Source organism: Microbacterium gallinarum, from assembly GCF_014837165.1.
In the GTDB taxonomy this organism is placed as follows: domain Bacteria; phylum Actinomycetota; class Actinomycetes; order Actinomycetales; family Microbacteriaceae; genus Microbacterium; species Microbacterium gallinarum.
The window spans coordinates 370,400-389,283 of the sequence record NZ_JACSPM010000002.1 but is presented as its reverse complement, the minus strand read 5'-3'; the positions used below and the strand labels follow the sequence as shown (position 1 = coordinate 389,283).

Sequence of the window (18,884 nt, the reverse complement as noted above, 5' to 3'; positions counted from 1 at the left end):
TCAGGCCGGCAGCGCTGAGCCGGACGGAACCGACGCGAGTTCCGTCTGTGCGACGGAGACACGATCGCCGCCGGCCATCTTCGCCTCGTACATCGCGTGATCGGCCGCGCGGATGAGCTGGTCCATCACGGCAGCCCCGTCGTTGCCGACGGTGACCACGCCGATGCTCGCGGTGATGGCGAGCTCAGAGGGCAGTCCGTCGTACGGCTCGGCGATGGCGGCGCGGATGCGCTCCGCGAGGGCGACGGCATCCCCGGCGCTCTCCACCGCCGCGACGGCGATGAACTCGTCCCCGCCGAAGCGTCCGACCACGTCGGACTGTCGCGTGACGTCACGCAGGCGCTGCCCCGTCTCACGAAGCAGGGCGTCTCCGGCCGCGTGGCCGAGGAGATCGTTCACCGCCTTGAAGCCGTCGAGATCGATGAAGATGACGGTGAGGGCCGACTCGGCGTGGAAGAGCGTACGCGTCACGTCTTCCTCGATCAGCCGCCGATTCGGGAGTCCGGTGACCTCGTCGTGCATCGCTGCGCGGCGCAGCGTGTCTTCCAGGCGGATCCGGGCGATCGCCTGGGCCGCTTGATTCGAGAGCGCGTCGGCCAGCGGGACGGCCTCTTCGTCGAACTCGCGCGGGTGGTCGAAGAAGCAGACCATCGAGCCGACGGCGTCACCGTGGGAGTGCATCGGCGAGGCGATCGCGGCGTGCACCCCACCGGCATGGAAGACCTCGCTCATGCCGGGCACGTAGGAGTCCGCTTCGTCAGGCGAGCGCACGATCAGCACCTCGCCGCCGAGCATCGTGATGGTGCCGGTCGGACGGAGGCCTTCCGGCCAGTGAGCCGCGAGCGGATTCGTCCCGGCGGCCTGGAACACTCCGTCGGGTCCGCTGATGTGCACGCTGACGGCACTCGCGGCGAACGCTCGCTGCGCCACGTCGACCAGCAGCTCGGCGGCATCGAGCTCCGATCGCACGTTGCCGAAACCGACGGCTGCGTTGAGCAGGATCTGCAGTCGATGCCGGCCGCGCTCGGTCTTCGCCTCCGCGCCCCGGAATCCGAGATTGAACGCCGAGCGCGTCGAGACGTCGTAGACCGCGATCCGTTCCACGCCGGAGTCGATCTTGCCGAGAGAGCCGACGACGACGGGGCGCACGACTCCTGACACACCGTGGAGTGTGGCGTCGGTGGGACGCTGGCCGCCGGAGCCGGAGAACGGCATCCGCAGCGTGAGGACTGCTCCGAGGGGATGTCCGACGACCTCGTCGCGGTCGCAGTTGAGCCACTCCAGAACCTGGGAGTCGGCGTCCACGATCATCGCGTCCTGATCGACGGCGATCTGACCGCAGGTCGCCAGGCCGAGCGTGCCGCTGTTCACGAGAGCCTCCGGCTTCTGCACCGCGAGCGGTGCGTCGTGACGAGACGGCGGTGAGGACGTCGCGTTGAGCAGGAGAAGTTCTCCCGCTCTTCCGATATTACGTCAAGTTAGCTAAGATGGCTAATTATTAGATGGTGAAGTACTTGCTTCCCCCCAGCGTGAGAGAGAATGGCCGCATGGTGAACGGGACACCGGAGTGGACGCTCGGGCTTGCGCTGCGCCAGTACCTCGATGCGCGCAATGCCGCGATGATCGCCGCTCGCGTCAGCCTCGGCATCAGCGACACCGATGCCCGGGCCCTGCTGTACATCGTCGGCAACCCCGGCACGCGGCCGACCGCGCTCCGCGAGTACCTCGGGATCACGTCAGCCGGCGTGACCACCCTGATCGACCGGCTGGTCGAACGTGGCCTGGTTCGGCGCGATGTCGACCCCGACGACCGTCGCGTGAACCGCATCACGGCCACGATCGACATCGCCGCAGACCCGTGGTCGGTCCTCAACCGGTTCGACGACGACTTCGACGTGGCCGTCGGGGCCGCCGATCAGGTCCTCGTCGGCCGATCGGCCGAGCTGCTGAAGTCGCTCACCGAGGCCACTGTGGGCACGCGGCACTGACGCCACTCAGGCGACGTCGGTGCCTTCGTACGCGCGCGACTTCTCCTCGAGGAAAGCGCACAGGTCCGAGACTGCGGCGAGCTCGGCCGACAGCTCGAGCAGCCCCGCCGGGTCGAGCACCAGGATCTCCTCGCGGGGTTCCATCGTCGCGACCCACCCGGACGCATCCTGCGTCGCCGGCTGGATGAAGACGCCGGTCGGAGCGTGACCGAGCCGCACGATCACCAGCCCGGTGTTCGCCCCGCCATCTCCGTCCTGAACGGTCACGCGCGCGGCATCCGCCAGTGGTCTGCCGAGCGCGCGGTACTCGGCGAGCCAAGACTCCAACGTCTCCAGATTCCGAAACGCCATCGCGATCCTCCCGCCACAGCTGCGACGTGAAGATTATAGAGAACGCGGCCTTCGTGCGCCGAGGACCGCACACCCCATCCGGAATGCGCATCGATGGCGCGAGCGCGGAATCTACCCGATACCCGCCCGCCGCGCGCGCGGTTGCAATCGCGTCGCAGAACGGGTGGTCTAGGGGGGTGCTCACGTCCGAAGACCTCGCCGCCGACCTGGCGGCCGCGGTCGGCGGTCCCGAGATCTACGCCGTCTACCAGCCGCAGGTCTCCCTCGAGACGGGGTCGATCGTGGCCGCTGAAGCGCTGTGCAGATGGGAGCACCCGAGTTACGGCGATATCGATCCCGAAACGATGATCGCGGTCGCCGAGCGCAGCGGCGTGATCCACGCGCTCGGGCGGAGGATGCTCGCCGAGGGCCTCCGTGCACAGGCCGAGTGGCACGAGAGCAGTCGTCCGTGGGCTGTCGCCGTGAACGTCTCGCCGCTGCAGTTCGCCGACGACTCGTTCGCCACGCACGTCGCGGAGGAGTACCGGCGCCGCAGAGCAGCGAGCGGGGCACTCATCGTCGAGCTCACCTCGGACGAGGCGGTCGACGACCCCGTCGTGCTCGCGCAGTTGCGCTCGCTCGGCGAGATCGGCGTGGAAGTCTCGCTCTCCGGCTACGGCGAGGGCTCGCTCCCTTTCCAGTCCGTTCCCCGTCCGCCGCTCACGGAGGTCAAGATCCCCGGTCGTCTCGTGCGGTCGGCGGATGGTCCGGCGCTCGCCTCGCTGCGCGAAGCGGTCACGATCGCACACGATGCCGGTCTCCGCGTGGTGGCCGAGGGTGTCGAGACCCTGACCCACCTCGATGTCGCCGTAGAGCTGGGCTGTGATCGCGTGCAAGGCTTCCTCATCCGGCATCCGGACTCCGAGATCGCCTTCCCGGGCAGCGGTGCGCCGAACTGATCCCGGGCCCGGGCGGCCCGCCTACGAGGAGGCTGTCCAGGGCTCCCTCGACGAGTCAAAAGCACTGGTCCGGGCGATGTAACTTAGTCCAATGACGACGGCGCGACGGCGAGGCATCCTCGCTGTCATCACCGCTCTCGTGCTGCTCGCCCTCGGAACCGGACTCGGCGCCGCTGTGAGCGACGCGCTCGGCATCCGCACCGAGCCGGCCGAGCAGATGTCGCCCGCTGCTCCGACCGCACCCGACATCGCCGACCCGGTCGCGCCGCCGTCGCTCGGCGCCGTTCGCGCGCCGGACTCGCCCCGTGTCGAGGCTGCGGTGGACGAGCTGCGCAGCGCGATCGACGCCGCCTCGGAACGCCGAGGATCGGTGACGATCACCGTCGCCGTCATGGAGGAGGAGAGCGAGCCAGACGACGGAGAGATCCCGGAGCCGGACGGATATCGTCTGACCGGGGACGCCTCCGCCCTCCGGATCGATGCCGATGCCGACGCGGGGGCTGCCAGAGCGCTGTATGAGCTCGCTGTCCGGGTACGCGCCGCTGCGCCGCTCACCGACCTGATCGGCGAGCACGCACCGTCGCGCCTGCCGTTCCGCATGGTCGACATGGGCGCAGTGGGCGTCGAGCCCGACCCGGCCGCCTGGGAGCCCGGCACCGACTACTCGCACGCATCGAAGGCCTTCGCCCAGGTGCTGCTCCCCGAGCCTCCCTACATCGACGAGGCCGCGCTCGCCGAGGCGTTCGCCGACTTCGACGAGTTCGTGCGGCACTCGCTGGCCAACGGCTACAACGCCGTGGCTTTTCCCGGATTCATCGAGTTCGTCGCGTTCGACGAGGTCGCCGACGGCGTCGTCTACACGCCGGGTGACGCGCACCGCGCACAGGCGCTCGCGCTGCGCGACGCATTCGGCCCGTTCTGGCAGCACGCCGACGAGCTCGGCATGGACGTGTTCCTGCGCACCGACATGCTCACGCTCACGACGCCGCTCGAGGACTACCTCGTCGACACACTCGGGTCGCTCGACACAGAGAACCCGGCGCTCTGGGACGTGTACGCGGCCGGACTCGATGAGCTCTACGCGGCCGAGCCCGCGCTCGACGGCATCCTCATCCGTATCGGCGAGGCGGGCGAGGTCTACGACGTCGAGGGCTGGGACTACTACTCGCAGCTCGCGGTGCGCACTCCGACCGCGGTGCGGGCAATGCTCGACACCCTCAGTGCGCAGGCCGAGGCATCCGACCGGGAAGTGATCTTCCGCACGTGGAGCGTCGGCGTCGGAGCCGTCGGCGACATGCACACCAACCCGGTCTCGTACGAGGAGGTGCTCGGCGGCATCGACTCGCCGGCGCTCATCGTTTCGACGAAGTACACCCTCGGCGACTTCTACAGCTGGCTGCCGCTCAACGACACGCTCGAGCAGGGGCAGCAGCGGCGCATCGTCGAGTTCCAGTCGCGCCGCGAGTTCGAGAACTTCGGCGCCTTCCCGAACGACCTGGGGCGTGAGTACCAGTACGCGCTGCAGACCCTGCTGGCCGCCAACGACCGCATCGAGGGTGTGTGGGTGTGGACGCAGGACGGCGGTCCGTGGCGTGCCGGCCCCATGACGCTGTACCTCAAGGCGGGGTTCTGGCAGCTCTACGAGCTCGACACGGTCGTGGCCGCTGCGCTCGCGCGCGATCCCGACACCGACGTGGCCGACGTGACCGCGGCCTGGGCGCGGCAGTGGTTCTCCGACGACCCCGAGACCGTGGCCACGATCGTCGACGCGATGGACCAGTCGCGCGAGGCGATCGAACAGGGCCTCTACATCGAGCAGTTCGCCGACCAGCGCGTGTTCGCCATCGGACTCGAGCCGCCGCCCATGATGTGGATCTTCGAGTGGGACATCCTCACCGGCGACTCCGCGGTGCTCGACGTCCTCTACGCGATCGCCCGCGACGCGACCGGCGGCGACATCGATCAGGCGATCGCCGGAGGCGAGGAGGCCGTCGCGACGGTCGAGCGCATGCGCGAGGCGGTGGCGGGGACGGATGCCGCGACTTGGCGCGACCCCGCACTGCGCGACGCCTTCACCGGCACTCTCGATTACGAGGCCGACGTGCTGCGGCTGCTTGCGGCGTACCGAGCGATGATCCTGCACCAGGGGGAGTGGCACGACACGCTGTCGCCCGATGCCTACGCCGCGTGGGACGCGGACCGGGCCGCGTTCGAGGCGCTCGCGGCCGCGCACCTGGAGACGTACGAAGGCGACATCGACTACCCGGCGTACAACCTCACCGCCGCGCAGCTCGGTGTGGAGCGCGCGGAGCGCGACCTGCTGATGTCGTGGCTCGCTCGCATCCTGCTCGCACTCGCGATCGCGTGGGTCGTGATCGGGATGCTCGCGGCCCGGACGAGCCTGGTGCGCCGGCCGGGCGCGGCCGCAGCCCGCGCGTCGTGGATCGCGTCGACGCGACCGTGGCGGGCGCGTGAATCGACGCTCGGCATGCTCGAGCTCGATCGCTGGCTGCTGCTGATCGTGCCGGCCGCGCTGCTCGTGGCGACGCGCGCGGTGCAGACGTCATTTCTGTCGTGGACGCACCTCGCCGTCGTCTTCGCGGCGTGGGCGGTGTTCGCGCTCGTCGTGCGGATCCTCGTCGGCCGGCGCTCGCCGTGGCCGGTCATCGCCGCGGTCGGCGGCGTGATCATGCTGCGGTGCATCGTGACGCTCATCGCGCTGTCACTCACCGGTCCGGGCGGGTACTGGTTCGCCTTCTGGACCGAGCCCGCCTTCCGCACCGCCTACATCGCGGTCGCCTTCGCGCTGTTCGTGTGGGTGTTCGTCGCCGCCGGCTGGGCGCTGGCGGCGCAGGTGCGTGCGCGGCGTGCGACCGGCTTCGTGCTGGCGGCGATCGGGGCCGGGCTCGCCCTGCCCGCAGTCGTCGTCGGGGCGATCGGCCTGGAGCGCGCGCTCACCCTGTGGAACGACGAGATGGGCCTCCTGCCGTGGGGTCTTGCGCGCATCCTCGGCATCACGACGTATCTGGAGATCCCGCCCGAGACGCCGTGGATCGCGGCGGCCGTCGGCGGGGCGCTCGTCGTCGTCGGGCTGCTGCTCGCGATGCCGTGGAAGCGGCGGGAGGACGAGGCATCCGTCCCCTCCTGAGACGGAGCCGCGGGTCGCGCGTAGTCAGCGTACGAGGAGCTCGCCGCTCGTGATGGGGACCGCCCACCGGTTGCTCGGGGGCGGGAACGCACAGGTGTAGTGGTCCGAGAACGCACAAGGCGGCAGGTAGGCGCGGTTGAGATCGACCTCGACGCACCCTGCGGCGTCGGGCGCCGCGAGGCGGAGGAAGCGGAACTGGTAGCTCTCGGTGCCGCTGGTCGCATCGGAGAAGGCGGCGAAGAACGACCCGTCGTCCTCCTGCTCGACAGTCAGCTCGAGCTCCGCTCCGTCGAGCTCGAAGGTCACCGCGCCCGGGTAAACGATATCGTCGCGTCGGCCGTCGACCGTCTGTCGCTCTGCCGCGCGGGGCGTCGCTGCGAACTCGCCGCGCACGTGGAATGCGGGATCGTAGGCAGCGCGCACGATCGCCGAGATGCCGCGCCGGGACGGGGCATCCGGATCCCACGCCCGCAGCGCGATCGCACCGTCACGGTCGACGGCACGCAGCATCAGGTCGCCGAAGTACATCGCCTCGCCCCGTCGCAGGCGGACGTCGGCCGGCGTCTGGCGTCCGGCGGCGGCGGTGCCGTCGGCACGCCACCAGCCGGGAACGCCGTCGTACTCGCGCTCGACGTCGTCGAGCCAGTGGGTGGCAGCGAGCGCGGCGATGCCATGCGGGGCCCAGACGGCGGCATCCCTCGTCGCGGTCCAGCGGTCGTGCGCGGCGTTCATGCGTCCCATCCTCGTGGTCGATGACGGCGAGTGTCGAACCGATACATATTGTTACACCATCGAAATCTGAGTATGAATAGCATCCTCCTATGGACAGCATTGATGCGCCGGAGATCGATGCACTGACGCGTGCTCTCGATGTCCACTCGCTGCGGATCCTGGTCGCGATCGACCAGGAGGGGTCCATCAGCGCCGCCGCCCGTGCGCTCGGCTTCACTCAGCCGACGATCACCCAGCACGTGCAGCGGCTCGAAGCGCGGCTCGGCGCCACCCTCGTCGCCCGCACCGCCCGAGCTGCGACCCTCACTCCCGTCGGCGCGCTGCTGGCGCAGCACGCACCGCGCATCGACGCCAGCCTCACCGCCGCGGCGACCGAGCTGGCGCGCGTCCTCGGCAGGAGGGCGGGAGTCGTCCGCATCGCCGCGCCCGTCGAGTGCGTGGCGCACGTCATCGCACCGGCCTTCGCACGCCTGGCGGCCGAGATCCCGGGGATCGAGGTATCGGTCCACGAGACCGACGACACGACTGCGGCTCTCGAGCTGGTGCGCGGCGGTCGGGCCGACGTCGCCGTCACGATCGATGTTGCCGCCGCCGGTAGCCGCCGCCGCCCGGCGCCGCGCCGTGCCGGCGCGCGCTCGACGTTCCTCTTCGCCGAGGAAGTCGTCGCTCTCACCGTCGCCGACGCGGATGCGCCGGCCGGCCGTCTCGACCCCCGCGCGCTGAGCGGCTTGCCCTGGATTCGCGGGCGCGGCACGTGCAGTGACGTCGTCGCGGAGGCGATCGGCCGCATCGAGCGCGCCGATGACATCGTCACCGGCCGCCCCGACGCCGCGATCGCATTGGCCGCCCACGGTGTCGGCACGGCGTTCGTCGCCGAGTCCGACCTCGCCGGCATCACGTTGCCGAACGGGCTTCGCGCCCTCGGCCTCTCGCCGTCGTTCACCCGCCGGACATCGGCGACGACCCTGCTCGAGGCCGCGGAGATCCCCGCTGTCGCCGCCGCCATCCGCACGCTCGCATCCCACCGACCCACCACGGCGGAAGTCGAGGCCACTTTCGACGCCCGTCGGCGCAGCGAGAGCCATCGCGCCAGATTCCGCACCGCCGCACCCCTACCCGAGGAGAACCCCGCCATGCCGTTCCCGTCCACCGCTCGCCTGGCGCAGGCCGCCACGGTCGCCGCAGCGAGCGCGCTGCTGCTGACCGCGTGCGCAAGTGCCACGCCCGAGAACACCACCGCCCCCGACTCCGGCGCCGAGATCGAGCACATCACGGTCGCGCTGCCCGGCTCCCTGTCGAGCCTCTACGTCGGCCAGGAGGCCGGCATCCTCAACTACTACATCGCGTCCATCGCGCAGGAGGGCCTCGTCTCCATCGACGCGCAGGGCCGGGTGCAGCCCGGCCTCGCCGAGTCCTGGGAGCAGACCGACGAGCTCACCTACGTCTACGAACTGCGCGACGATGCCTCGTTCCAGGACGGCACCCCGGTCACCGCCGACGACGTGGTGTTCAGCCTCGAGCAGGCGCGCGATGAGACCAGCTCGCCGGGCCTGGCGTACTACCTCACCAACGTCGACACGATCGAGAAGACCGGCGACGCCGAGGTGACGATCACGCTGACGGAGCCCGATGCGGCGTTCGCGTCGAACATGAGCACCGGCGGCGCGGCCTTCGTCACCTCGAAGGCGTTCTGGGAGGAGCACGACGGAAAGGTCGGCACGCCCGACGCACTGCTGCTCGGATCGGGCCCCTACCAGGTGACCGAGTTCGCGCCCGACTCGCACGTGACCTTCGAGCGTGTCGACACGTGGTGGGGCGAACTGCCGAAGGTCAAGGAGATCACGGTCAACTTCGTGCCCGACGAGTCCACGCGACTTCTCGCGGCGCAGTCGGGCGATGTCGATGTGGCCTTCAACGTCCCGCTGGCGCAGTCGCCGCAGTGGGAGAACCTCGACACGATGCGCGTGGACTACGTCAACGACCTGTCGTACGTGGGCCTCTACTTCAACACCAATGTCGCGCCGTTCGACGACCCGAAGGTGCGTGAGGCGTTCGCCCACGCGGTCGACCGAGAGGCGTACGTCGACAAGCTCCTGCGTGGCCACGGCGAGGCCGCGACAGCCATCATGACGCCCGAGTCGCTCGGTGCCGCCTTCGACGCCGAGGAAGCGCGCGACGTGCTCGCCGACATCCCTCAGTGGGACTACGACCTGGATGCCGCGAAGGCCGCGCTCGCCGCGTCGTCCGTCCCCGACGGGTTCGAGGCCGAGCTGCTGACCCCGAACACCGGCCCGCAGCTGGGCACGGCCGCGCAGGCCCTCGCGCAGAACCTGGAAGAGGTCGGGATCACGCTGAAAGTCCGTGAGGTGCCGATCGAGGAGTGGCTCGCGAGCCTGGACGCCTCGTCCGACCACGGTGTCAACCTGATGTGGTACTTCTCGACGCTCGGCGACCCGGCCGAGGTGCCCAGCTACCTCCTGGGCGCCGGCAACCCCGCCGGGTATGACAACCCCGCGATCGTCGACCTGATCGCACAGGCGGGCGCGGCCTCCGACCCCGCAGCGCGCATCGACCTGCTCGTGCAGGCCGAGACGCTGCAGGCCGAGGACGCGATCAACGTCCCGCTGTGGTGGGGCCAGTCCGCCACGGCCTTCGCGAAGAACCTGGGCATGAACGACTACAGCTCATTCGCCTTCATCTCTTCGTGGCCGACCCAGCTGTACCGGGCGGGTCAGTGACCCAGCCCCTCCCCGTCCGAGCGCGCGCATCGCGGTACCGGTCCGTGGGCCGGCTGCTGGTGGTGCGCGTGCTCGGCGTGCTCGCCGTGCTGCTCGTGCTGTCGGTCGTCATCTTCTCCCTGATGCACCTTGCTCCCGGTGACATCGTCAAGAACCTGCTCGGCAATCGCCCGACCTCGCCGGAGGCGGTGGCGGCGATCCGCGAGCAGTACAACCTCGACGACCCGGTGTGGCTGCAGTACCTCAAGTGGCTCGGCGCCTTCCTCGTCGGCGACCTGGGCCAGTCCATCCGCCTCCAGGTCCCCGTCGCGGACGCCATCGGCCAGCGTGTGGGCCTCACACTGACCCTCTGCGCACTGTCGTTCGTGATCGCCGTCGTCGTCGCCGTCCCGCTCGGCGTGCACAGCGCCGTGCGCGCGGGCGGGTGGGCCGACCGCACCGCCAACAGCCTCGCGGTGCTCGGGCTGAGCGCCCCGACCTTTGCGGTCGGCCTGCTGCTGCTGTACGCGTTCGCGTACTACCTGCGGATATTCCCCGTCTACGGCGCGGGATCCGGCGGGCTCGACACCCTCTGGCATCTCGTGCTCCCGGCGGTGACCCTGGCCCTCGGGCTCGGGGCGATCGTGGTGAAGCTCACCCGCACGGCAATGATCCGCGAGCTCGAGTCGGACTACGTGACCTCCGCCCGCGCTCGCGGGATCCCAGAGCCGCAGGTGCAGCGCATCGCGCTGCGCAACGCGGCCATCCCGATCGTGACCGGAGCGAGTCTCGTGCTCACCTTCCTTGTCGGCGGCACCGTGCTCGCCGAGACCACGTACGCGCTTCCCGGGCTCGGGACGCTTCTGCAGGACTCCGTCCTCTTCAAGGACATCGCCGTCGTGCAGTCGCTGACGCTGCTGGTCGCCGTGGTCATCGCGGTGATCGCGCTGCTGGCCGACCTCGCGTACCTGCTCCTCGATCCCCGCATCCGCCGAGGAGCGCTGCCCGCATGACCGCCGCGATCGATCTGCTCGCCGCGCCCACGCGCCGTCGTCGTCGCCGCAAGTCCGTCACGGTGGTCTTCGCACTCGTCGTGCTCGCCGTCACGGCGTTCGCCGTCGTGTTCGGCGGCATCCTCTACCCCGACGCGATGCGGCAGGACATCCTCTCCGGGCTCTTGCCCCCCGGAACCCCCGGGCACCTGCTGGGCACGGACGAGCTCGGCCGCGACGTGTGGGCGATGACCGTCGCGGGCGCAGCATCCGCTCTCATCGGGCCCCTCTGCGTCGCGCTCGGCTCGATGGCCCTCGGGATCGTCCTGGGCACCCTCGCCGGCTACGAGCGTGGCTGGCTCGATGTCGTTGTCAGCCGCTGGACCGATCTGCTCCTCGCCCTCCCGGTGCTGCTGGCCGCGATCGTCGTGTCGGGTGTCTTCGGCGGCGGGTACTGGGTCACGGTGGGGCTGCTGATCCTGCTGTTCTCCCCGTCCGACATCCGCATCGTCCGCGCCGGCGTGCTGGAGCAGTCCGCCCGGCCGTACATCGAGGCGGCACGGATGCTGTCGCTCTCGCGCTGGCGGGTCATGTTCCGGCACATCCTCCCCAACGTCTCCACCCTGGTGCTCACCAACGTCATGCTCAACGTCGCCTTCGCGATCGTCGCCTTCTCGTCGCTGTCGTTCCTCGGCGTGGGTGTTCCGCCCGGCATCCCGGACTGGGGCCGCCAGCTCACCGACAACCGCGCGATCATGTTCGACAACCCGGCAGCCGTCGTCGTCCCGGCCGTGCTGATCATCCTCGTCGCCTCCGCGGTCAACCTCGTCGGCGACTGGGCCGGACAGAGACTCTCACAGGTGGGGAAGACGCTGTGAGCGATGTCGAGATCACGGGGCTCACCGTCATCGGCCACGACGGCCCGATGGTGCAGCCGATCGATGCGGTCATCGGTGCCGGCCGCACGCTCGCACTGATCGGCGAGTCCGGCTCAGGCAAGACCCTCACCGCGAAGGCGCTCATCGGGCTCCTGCCTCGCGGCTTCCGTGCCGAGGGCAGCGTACGGATCGGCGAGCGGGCGCTCGCGCTCGATTCGTCTCAGCCGGCGTGGCGGTCGGCGCGCGGCGGCACGGTGACGCTCCTGCTCCAGGACCCGTTCACCAGCCTCTCGCCGGTGCATCGCTGCGGCAAGCAGATCGGGTGGACCCTGGATGCCGCGGCCGGCCGCCGCCTGCCCCGGGCCGAGCGCGACCGCCTCGTCGCCGATCGCCTGGACGAGGTGAAGCTGCCGGCGCATGTCGCCCGCTCCTTCCCGCACCAGCTCTCCGGGGGCATGCGTCAGCGCGTCGCGATCGCGGCCGCGCTCGCCGCAGACCCGCAGCTGATCATCGCCGACGAGCCGACGACCGCCCTGGATGCCTCGAACCAGGCGGAGATCCTCGACTTGCTGCGCAGCGTCCAGCGGGCCCGGAGCCTGTGCGTCATCCTCATCTCCCATGATCTCGGCATGGTGCGCGGGCGCACCGACGACGTGCTCGTGATGCGTCACGGCGAAGTGGTCGAACGCGGCGCGACGGCGGACGTGCTCGCCGCGCCGCAGCATCCGTACACTCGTGCTCTCATCGAGGCGGACCCCACGATGACCGTCGCGCCGCCGCCCGCGGCCGCGGCGCCTGTCGACGAGGCCGGGCTTCTGCTGAGCGCGAGCGGCGTGGACAAGCACTTCGGCGAACGGCAGGTGCTCGACGGCGTCGCCCTCGACATCGCGCCGGGGCAGATCGCGGGGGTGGTGGGGGAGTCCGGTTCGGGCAAGTCGACGTTCGCGCGGTGCATCGCCGGCCTCGAATCCGAGGATGCCGGGTCGATCGTGTTCGACGGCGTACCGCTTGCGCCGGGTCGGCGCTCCCGCACCCCGGAGCAGATGCAGATCGTCTTCCAGGATCCGTACTCCTCGTTGAACCCGATGATGTCGATCGGCGCGATCCTCCGTGAGGCGCTGGGCGTGGCGGGCAGGCCCGCGACCGAGGTCGCCGAGCTCCTGACGACGGTGGGGCTTCCCGCAGACTTCGCCCGCAAGCGTCCCGCGGAGCTCTCCGGCGGACAGCGTCAGCGCGTCGCGATCGCCCGCGCGCTCGCGCCCAATCCGCGGCTGCTCATCTGCGACGAGTCCGTGTCGGCGCTCGACGTATCGGTGCAGGCGCAGATCCTCACCCTGCTGACGCGGCTGCGCGACGAACTGGGCATCGCGATCCTGTTCATCTCCCACGACCTGGCCGTGGTCCGGATGCTGGCAGACACCGTGACCGTGCTCTGGAATGGCCGTGTCGTCGAGACCGGCCCGTGCGCCCAGGTGCTGACCGAGCCCCGTCACGAGTACACGGCCCTGCTCGTCGCCGCCGCGCGACGTGAGAACACCCATCCCGCCCTCGAATCCCCGAAGAAGGACTGATATGCCCGCTTCCCTCCGCGTCGACTCCTCGTCACCGGCATCCGTCGCCGATGAGCTCGAGGGGATGGGCCTGCCGGCCGAGCGGATCGAGCCCTGGCGCCGCGCACGCGAGGAGTATCGCCCGGCCGCGTGGGTCGCCCGCGGCGCCGACGATGCGATGCTCGCCGCCGTGCTCACCCGAGGCCGCCCCGCGACCGCGGCCATCAAGATCACGGACGTCTGGTGCGCCGACGAGTCCGCCGCCGCGGGTCTGGTCGACGTGGTCGCCGAGCACGCGCTCGCGCAGGGCGATGTGGCGCTCAAGTGGGAGGTCGACGCGGGTGGGGAGCTGCCCGCGTTCGCCGCAGACCTGGGCTTCGTGCCGATGCGACGGCCGTGGGCCGCGGTGGGCACCGAGAACGTCCGCGGATACGTGCGCTGGCTGGTCCCCGCCGGGCACGATGAGCCGGGCTACTACGCCCAGACCACGCTGTTCACATGCGGTGCGGTCGCCGCGCTCATCGCCGCCGAGGGCAGCGCGGCGGGCGGCTTCGGCGCGGGTGCCGCTGATCGCGATGTGGAGCTCGGCTTCTGGCGCCGGGCGAGCAACTACCCGGCGTGCGAGCCGATCGGCCTGGCGGTCGCGCTGCACGATCACCTCGGCGATGCTCCTGTCGAGGTCGCGCTCGACTCCGAGGGGCCCGTCCTGCTCGAGAGCTTCACGGGCTTCGACCGGTCCTTCCGTGCCGAACTGCAGGAGGACTCCCTCCGCCAGGCGCGGGAACGCGGCATCCTGGTCCGTCGCGACCGCGTCGACATCGATGAGGTCGTTCACCGCGTCGACGCGGGCGAGCACGCGCTGCTGCTCATCGACGAGCAGCCCATGCACGGCGAGACCGGTCCGCACTGGGTCGTCGCCCACGCTCGGGTCGGCGACACGCTGGTCGTCGAGGATCCGTGGGTGGGCGTCGACGCGGGCGAGACCTGGGTCGACAGTCACGAACTGCCCATCCATCCGGACGATCTCGATCGCCTCGTGCGCTGGAGCGACGACGCCTACCGCGGCGTCATCTTCACCCGGGTCGGCTGACGTCCAGGCCACCGGAGACCGTGGGGCGCGGCATCCGTCGTCCGCTTCCCGGTCGACCGCCGACGGCCTCAGCGGGAGCTGAGCGTGCGGTCGAAGGCGCCCTCGCGCGTCGAGACGATGTCCTTGCCGAGCGGCATCAGCGAGATCGGCACCATCTTGAAGTCGGCGATCGCCAGCGGGATGCCGATGATCGTGATGAAGAGCGCGATGCCAGAAACGATGTGCGCTAGTGCCAGCCACCAGCCGGCGAAGATCACCCAGATCACGTTGCCGAGGAACGAGCCGACCCCGGCGCTCGGCTTCGCGACGATCGTGCGGCCGAACGGCCACAGCGCGTAGTTCGCGGTCCGGAACGACGCGATCGCCCACGGGATCGTGATGATCGGGATGCACAGCAGGATGCCGGCCAGCACATAGGCGAGGAAGAGCCAGAGTCCGGCGAGGATGAGCCAGATGATGTTCAGGACGGTGCGCACCAGTACATCCTGTCAACGCTCCCTGATCGAAAGCCCGGCGCGGTCATCGTTCGACGGTCATGCGGAGCTGGGCGCTGCGCAGCAGTGCGACGCCGCCCAGGATCAGCAGCAGCACGCCGCCGGCCAGCACGACGATGCCGATCACCCACCCGGGATGGACCTCCGTGGGCGACAGGGTGCGCAGCCATTCGTGGACCGCAGTGATCCGGGATGCCTCGGCCAGCGTCCATACGGCGATGCCGGCGAGCACCGCGAAGACGGTGCCCCAGACGATGCCCGCCCAGCGGATCCGGGGGGACGGCGTCTCGGACGACTTCACGTCGGTGCCGGCATCCGAGTACTGGGTGCTCGGCGCCTGCGTCAGCGGCGGCGGCGTGAGGGGCTGCGTCGGCGAGGTGAAGGGCACGGTGGGTTCGTTGTCCATGGTCGGGTCCGTTCAGGGCTGGTAGATCGAGACGGTGACGGTGCCGGACTGCTGGTCCAGCACGACGGTCTGCCGGGTGGGCGGCTCGTCGGAGTCGGGTCGCGCATTGTCGATGCGCTGACGCACGGCGCTGCGGCCGTCGGCCAGTTCGGCCCCCTCCCACTCGCCGTCGGCGACGGGTTCGCCGGTCCGGTCGTCGACGGTGGACCACTCCACGCCCTCGGGGCTCGTGACCTTCAGGGTCAGGATCACGCCGGCTCCGACCCAGATGTCGGTTGAGCCGCTGCGCTTGTCGACCGTGATCGTGTCGACCTCGGCGGCGCCGCCGAGGTCTCCGATGTCGATGTTGAGGTGCCCCCACACCTGCGTGAAGTCGCGGGGATCCCACGTGCCGACGCTGGTGTCGCCGAAGACGATGCCGCGAGCGACCGGAACTGCGGCGGTGCCGGCGCCGGCGAAGAGCAGCCCCACCGCCAGGAAGGCGAGGAACCCGCTGCGCCGACGCATCGCGCCCGCAGCGATCATCGCGACCGCGACGACGAGCGCCGCGGCGAACAGTCCGAGTGCGACGGCGACCATCGGCTCGTCCGGCTCGGAGGCACTCCGCCACAGCGACGCGACCGCGCCGACGACGAGCGCGGCGCCCATAGCGAACACGACGTACCCGAAGCTCGTGCGGGGGTTCGAGGCGCGGCGCAGACGGCGCTGCTCCGCCGCCTGCGCGGTGAACGTCGCCATGGCGGCGGCGCGCTCGGCCCGGGCCTGCTCGCGCACGGCACGCTCGGCGTCCTGCTGCTGACGGCGCCAGGCCTGGTCCTGCTGCTTCCACGCCGCATGCCTCTCACGCCACGCGGCCACCTCGGCGTCCGTTGCGCCTGCGGGTGCCGACGGCTCGAGGGGAGGGGGCGTCAGGGCGGATCCGGCGGCTGACGATGCTGAGTCGTCGGCGCTCGCCGGATCCGCCGTCGCGCGGACGCCCGAATCGTCCTGCGCGGGTTCGCCGGCGTCGCCCGGATCCGCGGAAGCCCTTCGCGGATCCATCCCGGGCGGCATGCCGGACGTGGAGGCGCGGTGCGAGGAGGACCGCGCGATGAGGTAGATGACGCCGCCGATCACGGCGACGGTGACGAGGGTCCAGAACGCGCCCCAGGGCGACCAGTCGAAGAACGGGCCGAATGGCAGGGCGGCGGCGAAGAACCACGGCACGACGGGGAAGATGCCGATGAGCAGCATGAGGCCGATGCCCACCATGGCCGGGTCGAAGCGGCGGTCGATCAGGTCGCGCAGATGGATCCGTCCGGACAGGTCGGGCAGAAGCGCCCACGCGAGCCCGTAGACGAGGAACATCGGCAGCCCGAACAGCGCGGCCACCACGAAGACCCCGCGGACGATGATCGGGTCGATTCCGATACGTGCCGCGAGGCCGGCGCAGACGCCGCCGATCCAGCCGTCGCCGCGGGCGAGCCCGAGGTCGGTGAGCCAGGCGAAGAAGCGGTCCCATGCCGGTGCGCGGCCACCGGGCACGGGCGGCGGCGGTCCGGGGTCGGTGAGGGGTGCAGCATCCGGTGCGGCATTCGAATCCATGCTTCGATCCTGCGGGGCCGCCGCGCGCACCCGCCATGGGGTGATCCCCTGAGTCGACCCTGATCTTCGCCCCTGACGCACGGCCCGCGAACGTGAGGGTGGTTGGATTGCGGCATGTCCTCGTCCGCCGTTCCCGCCGTGCGCGAGCGCGTTCCTCTGCGTCGACCTCGCGCATGTGCGGTGTCGGGCACGTCGGAGGCACTCGCCGCGCACCTCGGCTGGGGCACCACCGCGGTGCGCGCGATCTTCGTGCTGCTGACACTGCTGTGGGGTGCCGGCGCGCTGCTGTATGCGTGGATCTGGCTGTTCACGCCGTGGCAGGAGGGGGATGCCGCGCCCACGCGGCGCGTGCCCGTGGCGTGGCTCCTCGCCGCGGCCGCAGGCCTGGGACTGATCGGCACCGCCGCGCAGCTCGTGAGCACGACCGCGGCGCAGCCGCCCATGACGACGCAGCCGGGATGGTTCGCCTGGGTCGGGTTCACGACCGTGTGCGCGGTCGCCGCGGGGATGTGGGCGACGTTCGTCGACCGCGACGACCCGGCGCGCGGACCGCGCCATGAGCTCTCAGTGCGCCTCACGGTGACGGGCGTCCTGGTGGCCCTCATCGTCATGCAGGTCAGCATCCTGCAGGAGGCGGGACTCGTCGCCTTCCTGTTCGCCGTCGCGATCCTGGCCGGCATCGCCGCCGTCTACTCCTCGACACTGATCGCGAAGTGGCGCGAGCTGTCGGGCGAGCGCGTTCGCCGGATTCGCGAGGAGCAGCGCGCCGAGATGGCGGCGCACCTGCACGACTCGGTGCTGCAGACGCTGGCCCTCATCCAGAATCGCGCAGGTCCCTCCAGCGAGGCGGCGCGGCTCGCCCGCGCGCAGGAGCGCGAGCTGCGCTCCTGGCTCTATGACGGCGACAGCCCCGCCGACAGCGATCTGCCGACCGACCTCCGCGACTACGCGGGCGGTCTCGAGCTCGACTTCCCGGTGCGCATCGACGTGGTCTCGGCCGGCCTGTCCACCGAGCGTGCGAGCGGCGAGATCGCCGCGGCCGCCCGCGAGGCCATGCTCAACGCAGCGCGCCACGCCGGCGGCGATGTCTCGGTCTACATCGAGGGCACCGCGACCGGGGTCGACGTCTACGTACGCGATCGCGGACCGGGGTTCTCGCTGGACGACGTACCCGGCGACCGCCTCGGCGTGCGCGAGTCGATCATCGGGCGGCTGCGCCGGGTCGGCGGCACGGCGACGGTGAAGCCCGGCGCGGGCGGCGTCGGCACCGAGGTCCATCTGCACTTCGCGGGAGAGGAGGCCCGACGTGGGTGAGACGCTGCGCGTCGTGCTCGTCGACGACCACTCGATCTTCCGGTCGGGCCTGCGGGCCGACCTCGATCCGTCCGTGGAGATCGTCGGCGAGGCCGCCGATGTCGCGGGTGCCGTCTCGGTGATCGCCGAGCTGCAGCCCGACGTCGTGCTGCTCGACGTGCACCTGCCCGGTGCGGCGGATGCCGGCATCCCGGATGCCAGCGGCGGCGAAGCCGTGCTGCGCCGGTCATCGTTGCTCGCTCCGCGCACGCGGTTCCTCGCCTTGAGCGTGTCGGATGCCGCGGAGGACGTGGTGCGCGTCATCCGCGCCGGTGCCCGCGGGTACATCACGAAGGGCTCGTCCGGCGAGGAGGTGAGCCGCGCCGTGCATGCGGTCGCCGGTGGCGACGCCGTCTTCTCGCCCCGGCTCGCGGGCTTCGTGCTCGACGCGTTCGGTGCGGTCGCGGGCGAGACCGCGACCGCGAGCGATGAGCTCGACCGGCTGTCGGCCCGCGAACAGGAGGTCATGCGCCTCATCGCGCGCGGCTACGCCTACAAGGAAGTGGCTGCGGAGCTGTTCATCTCGACCAAGACCGTCGAGACCCACGTGTCGGCGGTGCTGCGCAAGCTCCAGCTCTCGTCGCGCTACGAGCTGACCGCCTGGGCCTCGGAGCGCCGTCTGCTCTGACCTCCGGCGCGCGCGGCCCCCGCGCGGGTGCGCGC

At 70.7% G+C, this 18,884-nt stretch carries 16 protein-coding genes; 10 read left to right on the top strand and 6 right to left on the bottom strand.

Translation table 11 applies throughout. The features are described 5' to 3' along the window. On the bottom strand, positions 1 to 1,392 hold the full coding sequence (locus tag H9622_RS08720) for a diguanylate cyclase (RefSeq protein WP_191765998.1): 1,392 nt from the start codon (positions 1,390 to 1,392) through the stop codon (positions 1 to 3). Positions 1,393 to 1,547: 155 nt separating this feature from the next. Here H9622_RS08720 and H9622_RS08715 point away from each other — a divergent pair, with 155 nt between their 5' ends. After that, complete coding sequence (locus H9622_RS08715) at positions 1,548 to 1,988, top strand: MarR family winged helix-turn-helix transcriptional regulator (protein ID WP_191765997.1); 441 nt, start codon at positions 1,548 to 1,550, stop codon at positions 1,986 to 1,988. A gap of 6 nt (positions 1,989 to 1,994) precedes the next feature. Here H9622_RS08715 and H9622_RS08710 read toward each other — a convergent pair whose 3' ends face one another. Beyond that, positions 1,995 to 2,339: a hypothetical protein gene (locus H9622_RS08710; RefSeq protein WP_191765996.1), complete on the bottom strand. Its 345-nt coding sequence runs from the start codon at positions 2,337 to 2,339 to the stop codon at positions 1,995 to 1,997. Positions 2,340 to 2,515: 176 nt separating this feature from the next. Here H9622_RS08710 and H9622_RS08705 point away from each other — a divergent pair, with 176 nt between their 5' ends. After that, positions 2,516 to 3,277, top strand: a complete 762-nt coding sequence (locus H9622_RS08705; protein ID WP_191765995.1) for an EAL domain-containing protein — start codon at positions 2,516 to 2,518, stop codon at positions 3,275 to 3,277. Between the two features lie 91 nt (positions 3,278 to 3,368). Further along, positions 3,369 to 6,425: a hypothetical protein gene (locus H9622_RS08700; protein WP_191765994.1), complete on the top strand. Its 3,057-nt coding sequence runs from the start codon at positions 3,369 to 3,371 to the stop codon at positions 6,423 to 6,425. Positions 6,426 to 6,449: 24 nt separating this feature from the next. Here H9622_RS08700 and H9622_RS08695 read toward each other — a convergent pair whose 3' ends face one another. Continuing rightward, on the bottom strand, positions 6,450 to 7,157 hold the full coding sequence (locus H9622_RS08695) for a DUF1684 domain-containing protein (protein WP_191765993.1): 708 nt from the start codon (positions 7,155 to 7,157) through the stop codon (positions 6,450 to 6,452). A gap of 89 nt (positions 7,158 to 7,246) precedes the next feature. On the opposite strand from H9622_RS08695, the gene H9622_RS08690 reads away from it, so the two are divergent. The 5 genes from H9622_RS08690 to H9622_RS08670 are packed head-to-tail and all read left to right on the top strand — an operon-like array spanning position 7,247 to position 14,384. Beyond that, positions 7,247 to 9,895, top strand: coding sequence for an ABC transporter substrate-binding protein (locus H9622_RS08690; protein ID WP_191765992.1), 2,649 nt, complete (start codon positions 7,247 to 7,249; stop codon positions 9,893 to 9,895). Beyond that, positions 9,892 to 10,887, top strand: coding sequence for an ABC transporter permease (locus tag H9622_RS08685; RefSeq protein WP_318247069.1), 996 nt, complete (start codon positions 9,892 to 9,894; stop codon positions 10,885 to 10,887). Before H9622_RS08690 ends, H9622_RS08685 begins: the two co-directional genes overlap by 4 nt. Next, positions 10,884 to 11,744, top strand: coding sequence for an ABC transporter permease (locus H9622_RS08680; RefSeq protein ID WP_191765991.1), 861 nt, complete (start codon positions 10,884 to 10,886; stop codon positions 11,742 to 11,744). Before H9622_RS08685 ends, H9622_RS08680 begins: the two co-directional genes overlap by 4 nt. Further along, positions 11,741 to 13,315 (top strand): ATP-binding cassette domain-containing protein, encoded by a 1,575-nt coding sequence (locus H9622_RS08675; protein ID WP_191765990.1) that lies wholly within the window; start codon positions 11,741 to 11,743, stop codon positions 13,313 to 13,315. The genes H9622_RS08680 and H9622_RS08675 overlap by 4 nt, the downstream gene beginning before the upstream one ends. Position 13,316: 1 nt before the next feature. Further along, positions 13,317 to 14,384: a peptidase C39 family protein gene (locus H9622_RS08670; RefSeq protein WP_191765989.1), complete on the top strand. Its 1,068-nt coding sequence runs from the start codon at positions 13,317 to 13,319 to the stop codon at positions 14,382 to 14,384. 68 nt (positions 14,385 to 14,452) lie between these two features. Here the strand turns inward: H9622_RS08670 and H9622_RS08665 are convergent, their stop codons facing one another. Genes H9622_RS08665 through H9622_RS08655 form a run of 3 tightly spaced genes read right to left on the bottom strand, consistent with a single transcriptional unit; the run spans position 14,453 to position 16,868 of the window. After that, a complete protein-coding gene (locus H9622_RS08665) occupies positions 14,453 to 14,860 on the bottom strand; it encodes a YccF domain-containing protein (RefSeq protein ID WP_191765988.1) in 408 nt (135 codons plus the stop codon). A gap of 43 nt (positions 14,861 to 14,903) precedes the next feature. After that, positions 14,904 to 15,284, bottom strand: a complete 381-nt coding sequence (locus H9622_RS08660) for a hypothetical protein (RefSeq protein WP_191765987.1) — start codon at positions 15,282 to 15,284, stop codon at positions 14,904 to 14,906. A gap of 12 nt (positions 15,285 to 15,296) precedes the next feature. Further along, positions 15,297 to 16,868, bottom strand: coding sequence for a PspC domain-containing protein (locus tag H9622_RS08655; RefSeq protein ID WP_191765986.1), 1,572 nt, complete (start codon positions 16,866 to 16,868; stop codon positions 15,297 to 15,299). Between the two features lie 114 nt (positions 16,869 to 16,982). Here H9622_RS08655 and H9622_RS08650 point away from each other — a divergent pair, with 114 nt between their 5' ends. After that, positions 16,983 to 18,182 carry an ATP-binding protein gene (locus H9622_RS08650; RefSeq protein ID WP_191765985.1) on the top strand — a complete coding sequence of 400 codons (1,200 nt, stop codon included), beginning with the start codon at positions 16,983 to 16,985 and terminating at the stop codon, positions 18,180 to 18,182. Next, the gene (locus H9622_RS08645) at positions 18,175 to 18,849 is read left to right on the top strand and encodes a LuxR C-terminal-related transcriptional regulator (protein ID WP_191765984.1); all 675 of its coding nucleotides are present in this window, start codon (positions 18,175 to 18,177) and stop codon (positions 18,847 to 18,849) included. The genes H9622_RS08650 and H9622_RS08645 overlap by 8 nt, the downstream gene beginning before the upstream one ends. Positions 18,850 to 18,884 lie beyond the last annotated feature (35 nt).

Coding starts and splice junctions, on each gene's coding strand:
- H9622_RS08680 (WP_191765991.1), top strand. CDS start 10,884: ATGACCGCCGCGATCGATCTGCTCGCCGCGCCCACGCGCCGTCGTCGT.
- H9622_RS08660 (WP_191765987.1), bottom strand. CDS start 15,284: ATGGACAACGAACCCACCGTGCCCTTCACCTCGCCGACGCAGCCCCTC.
- H9622_RS08650 (WP_191765985.1), top strand. CDS start 16,983: ATGTCCTCGTCCGCCGTTCCCGCCGTGCGCGAGCGCGTTCCTCTGCGT.
- H9622_RS08670 (WP_191765989.1), top strand. CDS start 13,317: ATGCCCGCTTCCCTCCGCGTCGACTCCTCGTCACCGGCATCCGTCGCC.
- H9622_RS08700 (WP_191765994.1), top strand. CDS start 3,369: ATGACGACGGCGCGACGGCGAGGCATCCTCGCTGTCATCACCGCTCTC.
- H9622_RS08710 (WP_191765996.1), bottom strand. CDS start 2,339: ATGGCGTTTCGGAATCTGGAGACGTTGGAGTCTTGGCTCGCCGAGTAC.
- H9622_RS08715 (WP_191765997.1), top strand. CDS start 1,548: ATGGTGAACGGGACACCGGAGTGGACGCTCGGGCTTGCGCTGCGCCAG.
- H9622_RS08695 (WP_191765993.1), bottom strand. CDS start 7,157: ATGAACGCCGCGCACGACCGCTGGACCGCGACGAGGGATGCCGCCGTC.
- H9622_RS08690 (WP_191765992.1), top strand. CDS start 7,247: ATGGACAGCATTGATGCGCCGGAGATCGATGCACTGACGCGTGCTCTC.
- H9622_RS08655 (WP_191765986.1), bottom strand. CDS start 16,868: ATGGATTCGAATGCCGCACCGGATGCTGCACCCCTCACCGACCCCGGA.